The organism is Paenibacillus sp. J22P51, assembly GCF_059692215.1.
Genome location: NZ_JCAUAZ010000006.1, coordinates 197,474 through 213,629, shown reverse-complemented (window position 1 = coordinate 213,629; position 16,156 = coordinate 197,474). Strand labels below are relative to the sequence as shown.

Here is a 16,156-nt window from a genome sequence, read left to right as displayed (position 1 = left end):
AATTCATATGCAATTACAAGCTGATGGGTTAGCACAATGGATCTGGTCAGACGGTGAGGAGAGTCCACGCAACGAGTGGAGATGTTTTCGCAAATCGTTTGATGTACCGACTATAGGTTGGGATTCAGCTACAATAGCAATCACAGCTGATTCACGATACGTGCTTTATATAAACGGGGAGCTATTGGGTCGTGGCCCTGCTCGCTCGTGGCCCTCAGAGCAATTTTATGATGTTTATGAGATTGGGAGGCTTCTAAAACCCGGACGGAGTAATACTGTTGCTGTTCTCGTGCAGCATTTCGGCTTGTCCACCTTTTATTATTTGAGAGGACGGGGAGGTCTTGTTGCGCAGCTTGAGCTCTTTGAGCAGGATCAGAAGGTTAAAGCAATAGGTACGGATGCTTCGTGGCTGACGTCACGTCATCTGGGGCAGGACCCTCGTGCGCCAAGGATGTCGACGCAGAACGCTTTTGCAGAACGAATTGATGCAAGACAGTGGGACAACGCATGGGTGAATCCTGACTATAATGACAGCGCATGGACACCGGCAACCCTAATTGGGCCTGTAGGAATGGAACCGTGGACACGTCTTGTTCCTCGAGATATTCCTTTCCTGACAGAGGAGCCCATTTATGCAGCACGAGTTGAAAGCTTAAGCAAAGTTAAACCAATTCGATGGAACGCTTATATCGACATTCGCTGTCAAATGGTGCCCGGCAGTGAGAGTCACATGAACGCGGTCACGTTTGGCGGATTTCTGGCCACGGTCATACGTGTACCGATAAGGACGAAAGCTATTCTTGGTTTTCCTAACTCAAGTATATTCGGTCCCCTTACTTTAGGGGGAGTTCCATACACAACTGATCAGTTCTACGGAGATGCACCTGAGAAATATGTGGAAGTTGAGCTAGCGGATGGCGACAACCTGTTTTATATGGATATCACCGGAGCTGATCATTCGGTAGGCTTTTACATGGGAATTGACTGTGAGGAGTCCTTCGAGGTCGTATCCCCGCTCCCATCTGATGAATCAGAATCTCCGTTCGTTACGATAGGGCCGTTTGAATATGAAGTTATTGCCAGCCGCCCCGTTGACCGAAAAGTAGTGTATGCTCATCCTGACTATATCCGGGCGAAAGGGTTATCTTCAAAAGAAGAGTTAACTGACTTTCAGGAATGGGTAAAGCCGGTACGGAAGGCGCTCGTCGACGAAGCTAACGTGTTTACGTTAAGTGTGTGGAAAAACCGAACCGAAGCGCTCGCCGTGCCGAATCAGCTGCAAAATATCGTCAAAGCAAGCCATTTACCTGCTGAAATACCCTTGTTTAAAGGACAAGATACGGAATTAATCATCGATTTCGGACGAATAACTTCCGGTTTTATTACATTTGAGGCAGAATGTCCCGAAGGTACGATCTTTGACTTTTATGGATTCGAATTTATGGAAGATGGTTGGCGCCAGGAAACATATAAGTTAAACAACACACTTCGTTACGTATGCCGAGATGGCTTTCAATCTTATGTGTCTTCGGTTCGCCGAGGCCTTCGCTATTTGATGGTGACTGTACGTCGTGGGGAAATGGAAAGGGAAGAACCTGTTCGACTTTACAACGTAGGTATGAGGCAAAGCACATACCCTGTTGCAGAGATTGGACGTTTTCAATGTTCCGATTCGCTGCTTACAAAAATATGGGATATTAGCCAAAATACCGTTCGGTTATGCATGGAGGATACGTTTGTAGACTGTCCCACTTATGAGCAGGCGTTCTGGGTAGGAGACGCGCGCAACGAAGCATTAATTGGGTATTACTTGTTTGACGCGGATCCGCTCGTTCGTCACTCTCTGAGCTTAGTACCTGGCTCTGCAGGACAATCACCTTACTATGTCAGTCAAGTCCCAAGCGGTTGGAGCGCAGTCATACCAAATTGGACGTTTTTCTGGGTAACGGCATGTAAGGAATATTATCAACGTACGGCTGATGTGGCTTTCGTAGAGCAGATTTGGCCCCACATCCGTTTTACCTTAGATCATTATCTAACTCATCTGAATGAACAAGGTTTATTTGATTTCCAAGGCTGGAATTTCTTTGACTGGGCTGAAATTGATCAGCCTAATGACGGGGTTGTCACGCATCAAAATTTATTTTTGATGAAGGCCCTGCAAGAGGCCTCGGAGTTAGCACAAATAACGGGTGATCAACAAACAACAGCAATATACGAGCAAGCTGCCGAAAAGCTGATGACAGCGATTAACCTTAATTTATGGTCGGAGGATGGAAAGGCCTATATAGACTGCATCCATGCGGATGGACGTAAGTCAGACCGTTTCAGTATGCAAACCCAAGTAGTGGCTTCATTATGTGCGGCAGCAAAAGGAGATCGTGAAGCGATCATCGATCGTTACCTCGTGGATTCCCCTACTGAGTATGTGCAGGTTGGAAGTCCGTTTATGTCCTTTTTTTACTATGAAGCTTTAGCCCAAAAAGGTCTCTATAGTCAGATGATAGAAGATATCCGTATACGGTTCGGGCAGATGATCGAGCATGACGCAACGACTTGTTGGGAAATGTTCCCGAATTCTACCAATAGGCAAAATGACAAGTTTCTATCTCGCAGTCACTGTCATGCCTGGTCGGCTGCGCCCGGATACTTTTTTGGAGCTTATGTTCTGGGGGTTCGAAGCAAGGTCCCAGGTTGGCAGGAAATTATCATTGAACCGAACCCATGTGGATTGGAGTGGGCGCGAGGCAGTGTCCCTCTGCCTGTGGACGGACGAGTTGATGTTTACTGGAAAGTGGAGGAAGAGGGTAAGATCAAGATTCGGGTCGAGGCCCCATCTCATATTCAAGTAGATATTCGGGTTCCGAATGGTTATGAAGGACATGTAGAGCTCATACAAAATACAGCGATAAACGGAGGGGACACCCATGACAAGCTATGCTCAATCGAAGTCCCATTATGAAACATCCTCTCAATATTTAGCAGGGGGAGTAGCCAGCTCGCTTCGGGCGGCGATGAAGCCTGCTCCGCTTTTCGCTGATTCTGCTTCCGGCGCTTATATTCGTGATGTGGACGGCAATGAATATGTCGATTATTTGCTCGCTTATGGACCGCTGATTCTGGGTCATGCCCATCCGGAGTTAACGGATCGCGTCTACAAGGCCATGCAGGGTGGATTTACATACGGACTTCAGCACAATGGAGAAATTGAACTGGCGAAGCGTCTCGTAGAGGTGCTGCCAGGTGCAGAACTTGCAGCATTCAGCGGTTCAGGCACCGAGGCCGTCATGCTTGCTTTGCGTGTAGCGAGGGCTTACACGGGTAAACGCAAAATCGTACGGTTCCATGGTCATTACCACGGATGGTCGGATTCGATATTCACCTCTTTTCCGAGTGCCGACATGAAAAAAGGAGCCGGTCAGGCGAACGCAGATTCTGTCATTTTACCCGGAACAGGAGGACAGAGCGAAGTTAGTCTGCAGGAAGTCATCTTGCTTCCTTGGAACGATCCGCAAGCGCTGGAGGACACGCTGAGACAGCATTACAATGAGATTGCCGCAGTCATAACAGAGCCTGTCATGTGCAACTCCGGCTGTCTCGCTCCTCGGCCAGGTTACTTAGAGTCGATGCGGACGCTAACCGAAGAGCTCGGTATTACGCTCATTTTCGATGAAGTGATTACCGGATTCCGGCTTGGTCTTGGAGGGGCTCATGGACGTTTCGGCATCCAGCCTGATTTAATTGTCATGGGTAAAGCTTTAGCTGGCGGTATCGCGTTAAGTGCGGTAGCTGGTAAAAAGGAATGGATGAATCTTATCGCAACTGGTGAGGTCAGTCACTTAGGGACGTTGAACGGCAATTGTATCTCCACTTCAGCGGCCCTAGCGGTTCTAGATGTGCTTTCACGTAATGAAGGGGCTGCTTTTCAGCAGATGGAAACCACTGCTAATGCTTTGGTCGACGGACTCCGTGGCCTGCTGCAGAAACACAGAATCCCTGGCGTCGTGAATCAGGTTGGACCCGTATTTCACATGATGTTTGTGGACCTTCCGGAGGTGAGTGATTTCGCGGGGTTTTCCAAACGGGATGCTGGTAAATATGCAACATTTGCAGAGCGAATGCTGCAGCAAGGTGTATTAGTAAGGCCAAATGGCTTATGGTACGTTTCCGCAGTCCATGGAGAAAAAGAAGTGACTCAAACGCTCCATGCCGCTGACCTTGTGTTAAACAGTCTTTAACATCGTAACGCAGATGGGAGATTCGTTCATGACCAACGAAGAGAGCATGCGCATTCGAACGATCGCTTGGCACAAAGCTTCCGAAAATGAGATGTCCGCGCGAATACGCCGTATTTTGCAGAAGTGGCTTCCCTTTGCCGACAAGCAGTTTGCAGATTGGTCTGGGCGCCCTTCATGCGGGCATTTTTTTGGCGGTGCCTATTGGTATGGGCTTGAAACTGCCTATACGGCATCCGTCTATGCTTTGCTTGCGAAGCTTCCGAATTATGAGGAAAAGATGACTGGAATCCCTCGAGATGAGGTGAAGCGGAAAGCTATTGCAGCGATCCGCTATTTGGGCTTCACCCATGATACAGGCCCGGAGGATTGTGTGCGGGCTGAAGGGAGGAACCGTTTTTGCAGCTTAACGAAATGGGGCGGAAAAGGTCAAAAGTTTTTCCCCGCCAGCCAAGTCGGAGTGACAATTGCTTCCTTCGGGTTATCGGCGTGGCTGCTTTGGGAGGATCTAGACGAAGAAACACGCTGTTTGAGCCGAAATGTGCTGACCGATTATGCGGACCGCTGGTGCGATGAAGATCCGAGAAATGGCGCTTATTTCGACACACAGACCGAGGAAAATGCATGGACGGCAGGTGGAATTGCAGCGGCACTTGCGCTGTTTCCTAACCACCCACAGCATGAAAGTTGGAAAAAAGGTTTTGAAGCTTGGTCACTAAACGCCATCACGACGCCAGTCGATCGAGCTAGGGAACCGCGGTCCTTTAAAACCGTTACGTTTCATCCAGACTTTACGACAGAAAACCACGGGTTCGCTCACCCCGGATATATATGTGCAGGCATTAATCTTCGAGGGATTCATGCCGTTTTTTCTTTAATAGGGGATGAACCCATAGCGGAAACAGTGCTGTATAACAATGAGATACTCTACAATAAAACAATCAAAGTGTGGGCGCAGTTTGACGGCTTGGCTGTCCCCGTACAGGGTCAGGATTGGTGGTATAACAGGCAGCATGAACGTCAATTCACTCATGCGTTTATGAATGTGATTCATAGGGACAGAGATGCGTCTTTATTAGAGCGCAGAGCTCTTGCCATTATTGAAGGCATTCAGAATAGCAATCAACATGGTTGCCTTCTTGAGGAAAACGGGGAGCAATGCGTGATCTCCGGTTATCAAACAGCAAAAGATATGGAGCATACATCCGCGAAGGATTTGGTCGCTTCCTGTCTGCTTCATTTGTTTGGAGGGGCAGGTGCTGAACCCAGTGATGCGGACGAGATGGCCGATAGACTGAGTGGGGTTTACGTGTATCCGTATGGCTGTTCTGTGATTCACAGGACACGTGACAGCTTCTCGAGCTTCAGTTGGCGCAACCGTGTGATGGGACTTACGATCCCTGCAAAAGGATGTTGGAGCATCACGCCACTGCCCGCTAGTTACACGGGTACGGCCCAGTTTGAGATTGAGGCGGATTCACAAAGAACTCTACATTCGAATGAGCGATATGTACTGCGAACCGAGAAGGAAAACATTCGTGAGTATGCGGATGGTTTTGGTGCGATAGCTTCGCTAATGCGTGGTGTCGAAGAGCTTCGTCAGGATGTCGCTTTCGTTTCTTTGCCAGATGGGAAAACCGTCTATATAGAATGTATTCAGGTGTTGAAATCTTGCAAGATTGCTGAAATGAATACGGGGATGATTGGAGTCCGCAATGAACATTACAGTGTCATGCCGGACTTGGCCCAGGGACGAAGGACGCTTTACTTCCCAGATCGAACAGCTTCTTACAAAGGGTTTTATGGGTATGAGCCGAATGAGATTACAGACTTAGACCCGGTGGAATGGATACAGGTGGATGATGAAATCGGTTATGTCCTGTTCGGTTCACAAGGAATACGGTACATCAATCAGCATGAGTATAAGAAATGGAAGGGCGTTGAGGATATTCTCATTTTAAATCGACGCAGCGAAGAATCGTTCATCGGTCAGCGTACATTGGAACCTTTCGTAGTGGTCACCTTGCCTAATCGAACCAAGGAACAGACGAAAGCAATTGCGGATCTCACGCACCTTTTTACTTGTGAAGAAGATGGTGTTGTGATGCTCGGTTGTGAGAGGCAGTTCATATTTGCGAATTTCAATACGACTGCTTTGACGGTCCATGCCAAAAGGGAAAGTAAGTTGAACCTGAATCGACTGCCCTTATTCGAAGGAAACAATCGGATTGAAGGAAATACGTACATGTGGAGCGGCAGATTGGACGCGTTTACGAGCGGATTTCGAAATAGTGAATGGACACTGGAAATTTTGGGGGCTGGTCAAGAGGAAACATGTCATGTAGAGATTTCAGTACTGCCTGATCGCCTTTATGTGACGAATCGGAGAGAGGAAAGCATCTCGATTATGCTTCAGCATACTGATGACGGACATCGGCGAATAATAGAGCTTGCGCCAGGCTTGACGGAATTTTTGGAATTATAGCCTTTCACGAGCAACTCGAAGCCCGCAGGCCCGATTTTCGACGAGTTAGTCGATATTTTCGAGCAACTCCAGGTCCGCAGGCCCGATTCTCGACGAGTTAGTCGATATTTTCGAGCAACTCGTGGTCCGCAGGTTCGATTCTCGACGAGTTAGTCGATATTTTCGAGCAATTCCAGGTCCGCAGGTTCGATTCTCGACGAGTTAGTCGATATTTTCGAGCAATTCCAGGCCACATGCTCGATTTTCGAGGAGTTAGTCGATATTTTCGAGCAACTCGTGGAGGAGGACGAATTAGCCCAATCAGATTCGGACATCCAGTGTTTGAAATGCCATGTCAATGCGTCAGTCTAGACCCCACAGTGAAACAAAGAAGAAAAGGTGTCCCTCATAAGGGACACCTCTCTTATATAAACCTATGCAGGCGAAGGTCTGTCGAAGTAGACAGTCTTGACTTGGGTGTAGAACTCACGAGCCGACTTGCCTTGCTCACGGGAATTGGAGCTTGATTCCTTCATACCCCCGAACGGGACATGGGGTTCTGCGCCGGCTGTTTCGGAGTTCACATGTACGATGCCGCATTCGATCTCATCGACGTAACGCATAGCTTTACCAATATCACGAGTGAATACAGCTGTACTTAGGCCGAATCGGCTTGTGTTAACGAGTGCGATGGCCTCGCTAAGATTTGCTGCAGGCACGACTGAGACGACGGGTCCGAAGATCTCTTCAGTAGCTAGACGACTGTTAGGATCGACATCGGTGAACACCGTTGGGGTTACAAAGAAACCTTCTGAACCGAGAGTTTCACCTCCCGTTACGAGTCGAGCTCCTTCTTCTTTTCCGATTTGTATGTAGTCCAATACGGTTCGTTGCTGATCAAGGGAAGCAAGAGGTCCCATGTAGGTTTGCGAATCCAAAGGGTTACCCACGGCAAGCTTGCGGCAACGCTCGGCTAGCGCTTCAGTGAATGCGTTCAGCAATGGCGTTTCCACGATGACACGACTGGTAGCGGTACATTTTTGTCCGGTCGAGCGCATGGCTCCGCGGATCGTCATCTCAACGGCTAAATCCAAGTCAGCATCGGATAGAACGACGACGGCATTCTTACCGCCCATTTCTAGCTGATACTTCTTACCAAGCTCAGCACTGGCAATAGCGATGCTGCGGCCAACACCATTGGAGCCGGTGAAGGAAATGCCGCGCACTTGATTGTCTGTAGTAAGAGCGGGGCCGAGAACGGATCCGCGACCGAACACGACATTGAGCACACCTTCCGGAAGCCCAGCATCAACCAGGGCACTCGCCAAATGATAGGCTGTCAGCGGAGTCAGATCTGCCGGCTTCCAGACCACGGTGTTGCCGTAAATGAGGGCGGGCGCGATTTTCCACGCTGGAATCGCGATAGGGAAGTTCCATGGTGTTATGACACCGACTACGCCAATTGGGTCACGGCGTGTGTAAAGAAGTGTGCTCGGATCCGAAGCAGCGTAGACTTCGCCGGTTTCCTGACGCGCTTCTCCGGCATAGTATCGGAAAATCGCTGCAGCCCGCATCGTTTCTCCAATGGCTTCGGGTAATGTTTTTCCTTCTTCCAAAACCAAATCTTTAGCAATGAGTTCGGCACGAGCTGTAAGCAATTCGGCTGCACGGTATAGAATCTCACCTCGAGCGACCATACTCATGCTGCGCCATTTGGGGAAAGCAGATGCCGCAGCTGTTGTGGCATTCTGAAGATCATGGCCATCGCTGTCTGGAAATTCAGCCAAAACCTCTGAAGATTTAGTAGGATTTAAATTAGGACGCATGCGTCCGGATTGGGTTCCGACCCAGTGGCCGGCAATTAGATTATGATAACTTTTCAACGATTCCAACACCTTTCCGTAGTGGATGATCATTAAGAATAATAGATTTAGTTCAGCTTAAGTTGATGGAATCTAACGAATTCAGCAGCAAGAGTTCGGGAGATGATTTCGAGAAGTTTCTGCCCGCTCTCCGCACTTGCTGAGCCCGCATCGTCACTGTAGCCGTCAATCGCTGCCCAACTACCGTGGCGTTGGATAAGCGGGCCAGTGGAAGGGTCTCTAGGTGTTGAAGGGATGGTACGGCGTTTCGGTAAAGGCAGCAACTCGGTTCTTACCAAATCAGGTCGTAATGCGAGAAGTAATGAAGTTTCAAAACCTCCGGCATGGCCAGGGACGATACCCAAACTACCAGCTTGACCTTCCTGAACGATTTGGTCCCAGGCGACTGTCCAATAAGATACGGCTCCAGCAATAACGGGGTGACGCAGTGCAAGTTCACGGGCCGCGAGTCGCACGCATTCTTCATTTCCGCCATGGGAATTGATCAAGTAAATCCGGCGGAAACCGCTGCTCACCAAGGAGTCAGTCAGGTCGCGAAGCACCCCAATTAATGTGTCATTGGAAAGCGACATCGCTCCTGGATAGATAAGGTGATGGTGCGAGGAACCATAGGTTACGACGGGGCACACCAAGATTGGAATCTCATTACTAGCTCGTGCTGCGGCTTGAAGGGTAATGCTTTCTGCTAGAAGGGAGTCAGTCCAAACGGGTAAGTGCGGTCCATGTTGTTCAATGGCAGCAACGGGTAAGATGACGGTTGCTTCAGGGGCCCATTTCCCGATTTCGTCCCGGTTCAATTCTTGAAAAAGCAGGCTTCCTGGTCGATCTGAAAACGTATACATTTGGAAAAATCCTCCTTTACACCCGAACTCACTCCTATTATACTTGGAATATCATCATTTTTGAAGTGGGTTTCAAAATACTGAACTAGATTTTTTCGCCAGACCTTTTTCCAATAAAACCGGGGGTGCTGTTATGAAAGAAACGCGAGAGTTTTTGGCCAGTCTAGGTTATCCAACGGGAGATGCTCATCATCTTCCGACTTCATCAAAACGTTTTGCAGATGGGGCGCAGGTTCGATTTGAAATCCCGAGTGTAGAAGGACCAAACGCTCTAGCGGCTACTTTGGAAGCAGCCAAGGAGTACGGTGTAACCATACACCGTGTATCACAAGGCAGCGGAATTATGATGCACACCGATTCGGAAATTCGTGAGATGCTCGAGCTTGCAGTGGCTGATGGTGTGGAGGTCAGTCTGTTTGTGGGACCACGTACTACATGGGACATAACGGCAGCTAGTCACACCCCTGCAGGTAAAGGCCAAGCATTGCGACATGAAGGGATGGATCAGTTGATCTATGCCGTCGAAGATATTAAGCGGGGCTGCCGTTTGGGACTGAGAGGCGTACTTATTGCCGATGAAGGCCTTCTTGCTATTGTTGGTCAAATGAAGAAGGCGGGACAACTGCCAGCTGATCTGGTCGTAAAAGGCTCTGTTTCACTAGGAGCAGCAAACCCTGTCTCCATTAAGCAAATGGAGACGCTCGGCGCAGACACCTACAATGTACCAACGTCGCTTACATTAGCTCGATTGGGGGCAATTCGCGAGGCTGTTGATATGCCAATTGATATTTATGTGGAGGCACCAGACGATTTTGGCGGTGCCATTCGCTTTTACGAAATTCCGGAAATTGTCAGAGTTGTTTCACCGGTTTATGTGAAATTCGGGCTAAGAAATGCGGCTAATGTATACCCAAGCGGTATGCATATTGAACATATGGCAATAGCCCAATGTAAGGAGAAGGTTCGACGGGCTGCATTAGGATTGGAAATTTTACAGCGCTATTATCCCGAAGCCATCATATCCAAGCCTGGAGCGGCTGGATTGGCAGTCCCAGTACTCCAATAAGGGGGATTTCAGTTGTCCGTTAACGTTGTAAAACTAGCCGTGATCGGATGCGGAGACATTGTGATGGGGCAGCATCTTCCGACTCTCCTTGAGAACCCGTCTGTTCACGTAATGGCGGTATGTGATAAAGATCCGGTTCGAGCTGCGGCGGCTGGAGCTGCTTTCGGCAGCTCTTATCATACAACCGACCATAAACGAATTTTAGAAGATAAAGAAGTGCAGGCCGTTTTGGTATGTACGCCACCTTGGGCAACACCGAGTATCACAATGGAGGCTCTACATGCGGGTAAAGATGTTCTCTGTGAAAAGCCGATGGCTACTTCGCTCGATGCTGCCGAACAAATGGCTGAAGCAGAACGTTTGAGCGGGCGCCTTCTACAAGTCGGTTTTACCTATCGGCACGGACCGTTAATGGATGGTTTACGGGGATGGATAGGGAGCGACAGGCTCGGGCGCCCGCTGCAAATTCGATTAAGCACATTTGATGAAGTGTGGGATCCTGAGGGGAATCAGGAGCACTACGAGCGAATATTAAACACCTTGCGCCACGGACCGCCCTGTATACATGACGGAGCTCACGCAGCTGATCACCTTGCTTTCTTGACTGGCTCTACTCCAATTAGGATTACAGCTCGGGGGCTGACTAGCAGACCGGAGTTTCCTTCACCTAATTACAATTCAGCTCTGATTGAATTCGCTAATGGAGATCAAGCTAAACTGGAAATCGGCTGGTTTTTCCCTGGATTTCCGCTTGGTGAATTTCAAATTCTTGGTCCTAAAGGAATGGCCTATCTAGATCGAGCCAAAGGCGAAGCCGTATTGATCAGTAATCGGTTAACCGAGCGCATTCAACTGTCCGAGAACCGAGTTAGCTCTTGTTTTCGGGCTCAGTTACAGAAATTTCTAGCATCCATAGAGTTACGCCAAACGCCTGTACCTGGCAGCCGGGAAGGTATTTCAAGCCTGCGTCTAACGTTAGCTTTCGTTAAAGCTATGGAAAACGGTGAGTCGGTGCAGTTAAGTGAGGAGAGAGAAACATGATTATTGACGCTCATGTGCTTGCAGGTGTAGGACAGTATCATCGAGTAGATCCGGAACAATTGATCGATCAGATGGATCGAAGTGGGATTGACATGGCCTTAATTAGCCCGATAGATCGTGAGATGGCGGTTCATAACCGAGAGGGCAATGACCGTGTGCTAGCACTTTCCCGTAAGTATGCAGGGAGGTTTCTCGCTTATGCCACAGCGAATCCATGGTATGAGAGCGGGGCTGTAGCTGAGCTGGAGCGGGCCTTGGGAGAAGGTGCGGCTGCAGTTAAACTTCATCCTCCTTTGCAAGGTTTTATGATTCTAGAGAAGCTTGTCCATCCATTGATTGAGGTGGCAGCACGTCACCGTGCGCCGGTTTATGTGCATACTGGGACACCAGCTTTCGCTCTTCCTTTGCAGCTTACTGAATTGGCTCAGAACTACCCTGAAGTTTCTTTTATTATGGGGAAGAATGGGAAATCCGACTTCTGGATGGATGTCATGCCAGCATTTGAACGAGCGCCTAATTTGTACGGCGACACAGCCCATGATTTTCCGGAACGGGGGATGGCACGCATGTACGGAGGAATTGGGTCACAACGAATGATCTTTTCCAGTAATCATCCTGTTGCCCGCATGGCGCTTGAAGTCGATAAGGTACGAGGCATGGATGTGCCCGATTCAGATAAGTCAGCCATCTTAGGTGGAAATGTTGAGAGATTGATAGCTGAACGATTTCGCCAATAAGCGACTTCCCAGATAGGAGGCATATGTATGAAAATAGACTTTCACGTACACCAACCCGCTAGACGGGAAGACGGTACCTATCCATTTTCGGCAGCAGAGTATGTTGCGTATATGAACGAGCTGGGCATCGACATGAGTGTCATATTTACGATTGACGGCTTTTGGCAGAACGCCAAAGCTTGCAACGATTATTTAGCCGAGTGGTGCTCGCCATTTCCGGATCGCCTTGTTCCCTTCTGCACGGTAGACCCTAGGCGGCGAGGAGCAGCTGAGGAAGTATATCGTTGTGTAACCGAATTAGGGATGCGTGGCGTGAAACTGCACAACTGGTTGCAGGGTTTCAGTCCTTTAGAATCCTTCATGGCACCAGTATGTGAAATAGCCTCAGAGCTGGGTATCCCTATCCTTTTTCACGACGGTACACCGCCATACGCTTCCTCACTTCAAATCGCTGAGCTGGCTGTTAGACATCCAAAGCTAAAGGTATTGCTTGGACACGCAGGGTTGCATGATCTTTGGCCGGAAGCGATAGCTGCAGGAAAACGACACCGTAACGTGTACTTATGCATGTGTTCTACGCCTCCTTTTGCCATGGAACAGATTGTGGCTGAAGTTCCGATAGAGCAGATCGTATTCGGCACAGACGGAGGTTTGTTTCATAAGCCACAACAACCTTATGTTGACTACCGGTTCCGGGAATTTGATTTGCTAGATATTCCTGAAGAAACGAAAACACAGATTCTAGGTCCCAATGCCATACGTCTATTAGGGATGGATGGGAAGGAGGCATTGCATTGAATATGAAGATCACCAGCATCGAAACTATTCCCGTTCAGGTTCCCATACATCCGGAGCGTGCGATCCGATCGGGTCGGGGTAGCCACTTGGTTTCACCGTTCCTACTGGTTAAAGTCCATACAGATGAAGGGATCACTGGTCTGGGTGAAGTGTCCTGCACACCGGGATGGAGCGGAGAAGATAGCGTTACTGCGGCTCATTTCATTCGCAACTTTTTGGGTCCCTTGCTGATCGGGGAAAATCCGTTACATATTGAACGGTTAACGCAAAAAATGCAGAAACGCATTGCGCATAACGTCTTCACGAAGGCAGCATTGGAAATGGCCTTATGGGATATTTTAGGGAAAACCGCTAATTTGCCGATCTATCAACTTCTAGGAGGACCCGTACGAGATTTCGTGCCTACTAAATTTTCTATTACCGGTGTTGAGCCAGATCAGGCTGCGGAAATCGCTGCATGGGCCGTAGAACAAGGTTTTCGCACCATGAAAGTCAAAGTTGGAACAGGACCCGAGAACGATATAGCTCGAGTGAAAGCAGTTCGGAATGCGATTGGACCATCGATCCGTTTAGGCGTTGATGCGAATGGCGGCTGGACGCCCCGTGCGGCAGTTTCTACGATTAGACGTCTAGCCGAAGAAGGCATATATTTTGCGGAACAACCGGTACCTTCACTTGATATGTCATGGTTAGCCGATGTGCGAAATCAAGTGAACGTGCCAATCATCGCCGACGAAAGTCTATACTCGCTGCAAGATGCTATGGCGTTAGCACGTTCTGGAGCTGCAGACGTATTCTCCCTCTATATTGGAAAAGGCGGAGGTATCGGGCCTGCAAGAAAATCCGCAGCAGTTGCGGAAGCAGCCGGTCTCACCTGCACGGTGGGCAGCAATTTGGAACTGGGCGTAGCCAGCGCGGCGATGATTCACCTTGCCATGGCTACTCCGGGGATCGGCGCGGAAGAGTATCCTTGTGATATTTTGGGACCTTTTTTCTATGCTGATATGCTCTTAGCAGAAGCGTTGCCAATTCAAGGAGGCGAAGCTAGACCTCTCGAGCGGCCTGGGTTAGGTGTGGAGTTGGACGAAGAAAAGGTGGAGCATTACCGGGTCAAATAAGGCCAGATGGATTAGGAGGAGAAGCCGTGTATTTACCTAGGAGCAACGGTGCGCGTATCAGCTGTGATGTCATGTATCAAGGGCATCGAATGGCTGTTCTGGAGAATGAACTTTTATCTGTCACTCTGTTATTAGATCAGGGGGGCAGTATTGTAGAATTTCGATACAAACCTTTGGATGTAGATGTGATGTACCGGGCTCCGTGGGGAATGCGGACTTGGGGGAACTGGGTTCCTACCACATCCAATCCTCGGGGCAACTGGATGGACCATTATCCAGGCGGCTGGCAAGTGATCTTTCCTGCGGGAAGTACGGCTTCCACTTACAAGGGGGCTGAGCAGGGCTTACATGGCGAAGCCAGTCTGATGGCTTGGGAGTATGAAGTGATCTTGGATACGCCGGACGAGGTCGCCCTGTTGATGCGTGTAGAAACGCAACGTTTGCCTTTCCGCATGGAAAGAGAGCTGCGGCTCAAGCGGGGAAGCGGTGCTTTACAAATTCGTGAAACGGTAGAAAATGTAAGCCCTGTCGAAGTTCATTGCATGTGGGGCCAGCATCCAGCTCTTGGTGAGCCTTTCCTCGGTCCGGAAATGGAACTGCATTTGCCGCCTTGTCGCATTACTCGTTCGGCAGGCGGAGAAGACTTGCCGGGAAGGGTTGTTCCTGGGACAACTGGCGAATGGCCTTTTCTGCCGGGAAGAGACGGTCAGCCAGTCGATTTAAGACAAATGCCGCCTCGCGAGCAGTTGGCTGCGGATATGCTTTTTGCTGCTGAGCTGGAAGAAGGTTGGGTAGCGGCATGTAACCCACAGCTCGGAATGGGGTTTGGTATCAGCTGGCCTCTGGAGGTTTGGCCGCATCTGTGGATTTGGCAAGAGTTCGGCGGAACGACCGGCGCTCCATGGTTCGGTCGAGCCTACACGATGGGGATTGAGCCTTTCAGCAGCATTCCAGGGTCGGACTTGCCTGGACTTACGGGGGCTATCGCCAATGGCACCGCTTCGCTTTTTGCCCCTTTCGAAAAGAAATCCATTACATTTAACGCGGTAGCTTTTGCCTATGAAGGGAATTTGCAACGGATTACGCCTGATGGGAACGTACAATGGCAGGATGGAGGCAAGGACCAATGATCGATTATCACACTCACTTGGGTGAGCCTAAGCATTATAGTCCAGCGTATTTGGCAGAGGGTTTCAAGATGAGAGGCAAGCCGGTACAGCGCACGACACCGGATGAACACTATGAAGCGATGAAAAATGTGGACAAATGTATTGTGCTAGCTTTTCGCAGCCGTCATCTGGGTTTTAATGTCCCTAACGAATATGTAGCGGAATATTGCCAACGGGACCCGCAGAAGCTGATCGGATTTGCTTGCGTCGACCCCCATGATTACAATGCGTTGGATGAATTGAAGGAATGCTATTTCAATCTGGGTATGAAGGGTCTGAAGACGAGCCCCATCTATCAAGCCTACGATCCTATGGATGAGCGTATGCTGCGCATTTACCGATTCTGTGAGGACAAAGGGCTTCCGATTCTCACACATCAAGGCACGACATTTCCTCAAAGGGCTCCCATGAAATGGGCTCACCCGGAACAATTGGAACAAGTTGCACTTGCCTACCCTGATTTACGGATCATTATCGCTCATCTTGGTCATCCGTGGGAAGCTGAAACGATCAGTGTAATTCGCAAGCATCCCAATGTGTACGCGGATGTATCGGCACTTTACTATCGTCCGTGGCAGCTTTATAATTCCCTGATGCTTTGCAAAGAGTATGGCGTTTGGAAAAAGCTGATCTTCGGAACGGATTACCCAATTTGCAACTTTGAGGACTCGGTTAAAGGGCTTCGTAAAATGACAGAATACGCCCAGCAGATGCCTTTTCCGGGCTTTACGACTGAGGATATGGAAGCACTGCTGAACAATGATATTTTGGCAGAGCTGAATTTAGCTTAATTTTTTTTATAA

General features: G+C 49.2%; 12 protein-coding genes. 10 read left to right on the top strand and 2 right to left on the bottom strand.

All coding sequences use genetic code 11. The annotated features are described in order from the left end of the window. The first annotated feature begins 7 nt into the window (after positions 1 to 7). From AC58QC_RS15635 to AC58QC_RS15625, 3 genes are read left to right on the top strand one after another with little or no spacing between them, the layout of a single operon-like run. Entirely contained in the window at positions 8 to 2,962 is a 2,955-nt protein-coding gene (locus AC58QC_RS15635; protein ID WP_497416044.1) for a family 78 glycoside hydrolase catalytic domain, read from the top strand. Then, positions 2,928 to 4,238: an aspartate aminotransferase family protein gene (locus AC58QC_RS15630; protein WP_497416043.1), complete on the top strand. Its 1,311-nt coding sequence runs from the start codon at positions 2,928 to 2,930 to the stop codon at positions 4,236 to 4,238. Before AC58QC_RS15635 ends, AC58QC_RS15630 begins: the two co-directional genes overlap by 35 nt. Positions 4,239 to 4,266: 28 nt before the next feature. Continuing rightward, positions 4,267 to 6,720 carry a hypothetical protein gene (locus AC58QC_RS15625; protein ID WP_497416042.1) on the top strand — a complete coding sequence of 818 codons (2,454 nt, stop codon included), beginning with the start codon at positions 4,267 to 4,269 and terminating at the stop codon, positions 6,718 to 6,720. 413 nt (positions 6,721 to 7,133) lie between these two features. Here the strand turns inward: AC58QC_RS15625 and AC58QC_RS15620 are convergent, their stop codons facing one another. Together AC58QC_RS15620 and AC58QC_RS15615 are read right to left on the bottom strand one after the other, a co-directional pair. Next, positions 7,134 to 8,615 carry an aldehyde dehydrogenase family protein gene (locus AC58QC_RS15620; RefSeq protein ID WP_497416041.1) on the bottom strand — a complete coding sequence of 494 codons (1,482 nt, stop codon included), beginning with the start codon at positions 8,613 to 8,615 and terminating at the stop codon, positions 7,134 to 7,136. Between the two features lie 14 nt (positions 8,616 to 8,629). Continuing rightward, positions 8,630 to 9,424, bottom strand: coding sequence for a creatininase family protein (locus AC58QC_RS15615; RefSeq protein WP_497416040.1), 795 nt, complete (start codon positions 9,422 to 9,424; stop codon positions 8,630 to 8,632). Positions 9,425 to 9,557: 133 nt separating this feature from the next. Here AC58QC_RS15615 and AC58QC_RS15610 point away from each other — a divergent pair, with 133 nt between their 5' ends. Genes AC58QC_RS15610 through AC58QC_RS15580 form a run of 7 tightly spaced genes read left to right on the top strand, consistent with a single transcriptional unit; the run spans position 9,558 to position 16,144 of the window. Beyond that, positions 9,558 to 10,490 (top strand): hypothetical protein, encoded by a 933-nt coding sequence (locus AC58QC_RS15610; protein WP_497416039.1) that lies wholly within the window; start codon positions 9,558 to 9,560, stop codon positions 10,488 to 10,490. Between the two features lie 12 nt (positions 10,491 to 10,502). Further along, positions 10,503 to 11,531: a Gfo/Idh/MocA family protein gene (locus AC58QC_RS15605; RefSeq protein ID WP_497416038.1), complete on the top strand. Its 1,029-nt coding sequence runs from the start codon at positions 10,503 to 10,505 to the stop codon at positions 11,529 to 11,531. Then, on the top strand, positions 11,528 to 12,268 hold the full coding sequence (locus tag AC58QC_RS15600) for an amidohydrolase family protein (protein WP_497416037.1): 741 nt from the start codon (positions 11,528 to 11,530) through the stop codon (positions 12,266 to 12,268). The genes AC58QC_RS15605 and AC58QC_RS15600 overlap by 4 nt, the downstream gene beginning before the upstream one ends. A 27-nt stretch (positions 12,269 to 12,295) precedes the next feature. Then, positions 12,296 to 13,066, top strand: a complete 771-nt coding sequence (locus tag AC58QC_RS15595; RefSeq protein ID WP_497416036.1) for an amidohydrolase family protein — start codon at positions 12,296 to 12,298, stop codon at positions 13,064 to 13,066. Between the two features lie 2 nt (positions 13,067 to 13,068). Then, positions 13,069 to 14,184: a mandelate racemase/muconate lactonizing enzyme family protein gene (locus tag AC58QC_RS15590; RefSeq protein ID WP_497416163.1), complete on the top strand. Its 1,116-nt coding sequence runs from the start codon at positions 13,069 to 13,071 to the stop codon at positions 14,182 to 14,184. 26 nt (positions 14,185 to 14,210) lie between these two features. After that, on the top strand, positions 14,211 to 15,314 hold the full coding sequence (locus AC58QC_RS15585) for a DUF4432 family protein (RefSeq protein WP_497416035.1): 1,104 nt from the start codon (positions 14,211 to 14,213) through the stop codon (positions 15,312 to 15,314). Then, positions 15,311 to 16,144, top strand: a complete 834-nt coding sequence (locus AC58QC_RS15580; protein ID WP_497416034.1) for an amidohydrolase family protein — start codon at positions 15,311 to 15,313, stop codon at positions 16,142 to 16,144. Before AC58QC_RS15585 ends, AC58QC_RS15580 begins: the two co-directional genes overlap by 4 nt. The last annotated feature ends 12 nt before the right edge of the window (positions 16,145 to 16,156 follow it).

Bases quoted from the DNA above. Each gene is read 5' to 3' on its own strand.
- AC58QC_RS15610 (WP_497416039.1), top strand. From the start codon at position 9,558: ATGAAAGAAACGCGAGAGTTTTTGGCCAGTCTAGGTTATCCAACGGGA.
- AC58QC_RS15615 (WP_497416040.1), bottom strand. From the start codon at position 9,424: ATGTATACGTTTTCAGATCGACCAGGAAGCCTGCTTTTTCAAGAATTG.
- AC58QC_RS15595 (WP_497416036.1), top strand. From the start codon at position 12,296: ATGAAAATAGACTTTCACGTACACCAACCCGCTAGACGGGAAGACGGT.
- AC58QC_RS15590 (WP_497416163.1), top strand. From the start codon at position 13,069: ATGAAGATCACCAGCATCGAAACTATTCCCGTTCAGGTTCCCATACAT.
- AC58QC_RS15620 (WP_497416041.1), bottom strand. From the start codon at position 8,615: ATGATCATCCACTACGGAAAGGTGTTGGAATCGTTGAAAAGTTATCAT.
- AC58QC_RS15580 (WP_497416034.1), top strand. From the start codon at position 15,311: ATGATCGATTATCACACTCACTTGGGTGAGCCTAAGCATTATAGTCCA.
- AC58QC_RS15630 (WP_497416043.1), top strand. From the start codon at position 2,928: ATGACAAGCTATGCTCAATCGAAGTCCCATTATGAAACATCCTCTCAA.
- AC58QC_RS15635 (WP_497416044.1), top strand. From the start codon at position 8: ATGCAATTACAAGCTGATGGGTTAGCACAATGGATCTGGTCAGACGGT.
- AC58QC_RS15600 (WP_497416037.1), top strand. From the start codon at position 11,528: ATGATTATTGACGCTCATGTGCTTGCAGGTGTAGGACAGTATCATCGA.
- AC58QC_RS15625 (WP_497416042.1), top strand. From the start codon at position 4,267: ATGACCAACGAAGAGAGCATGCGCATTCGAACGATCGCTTGGCACAAA.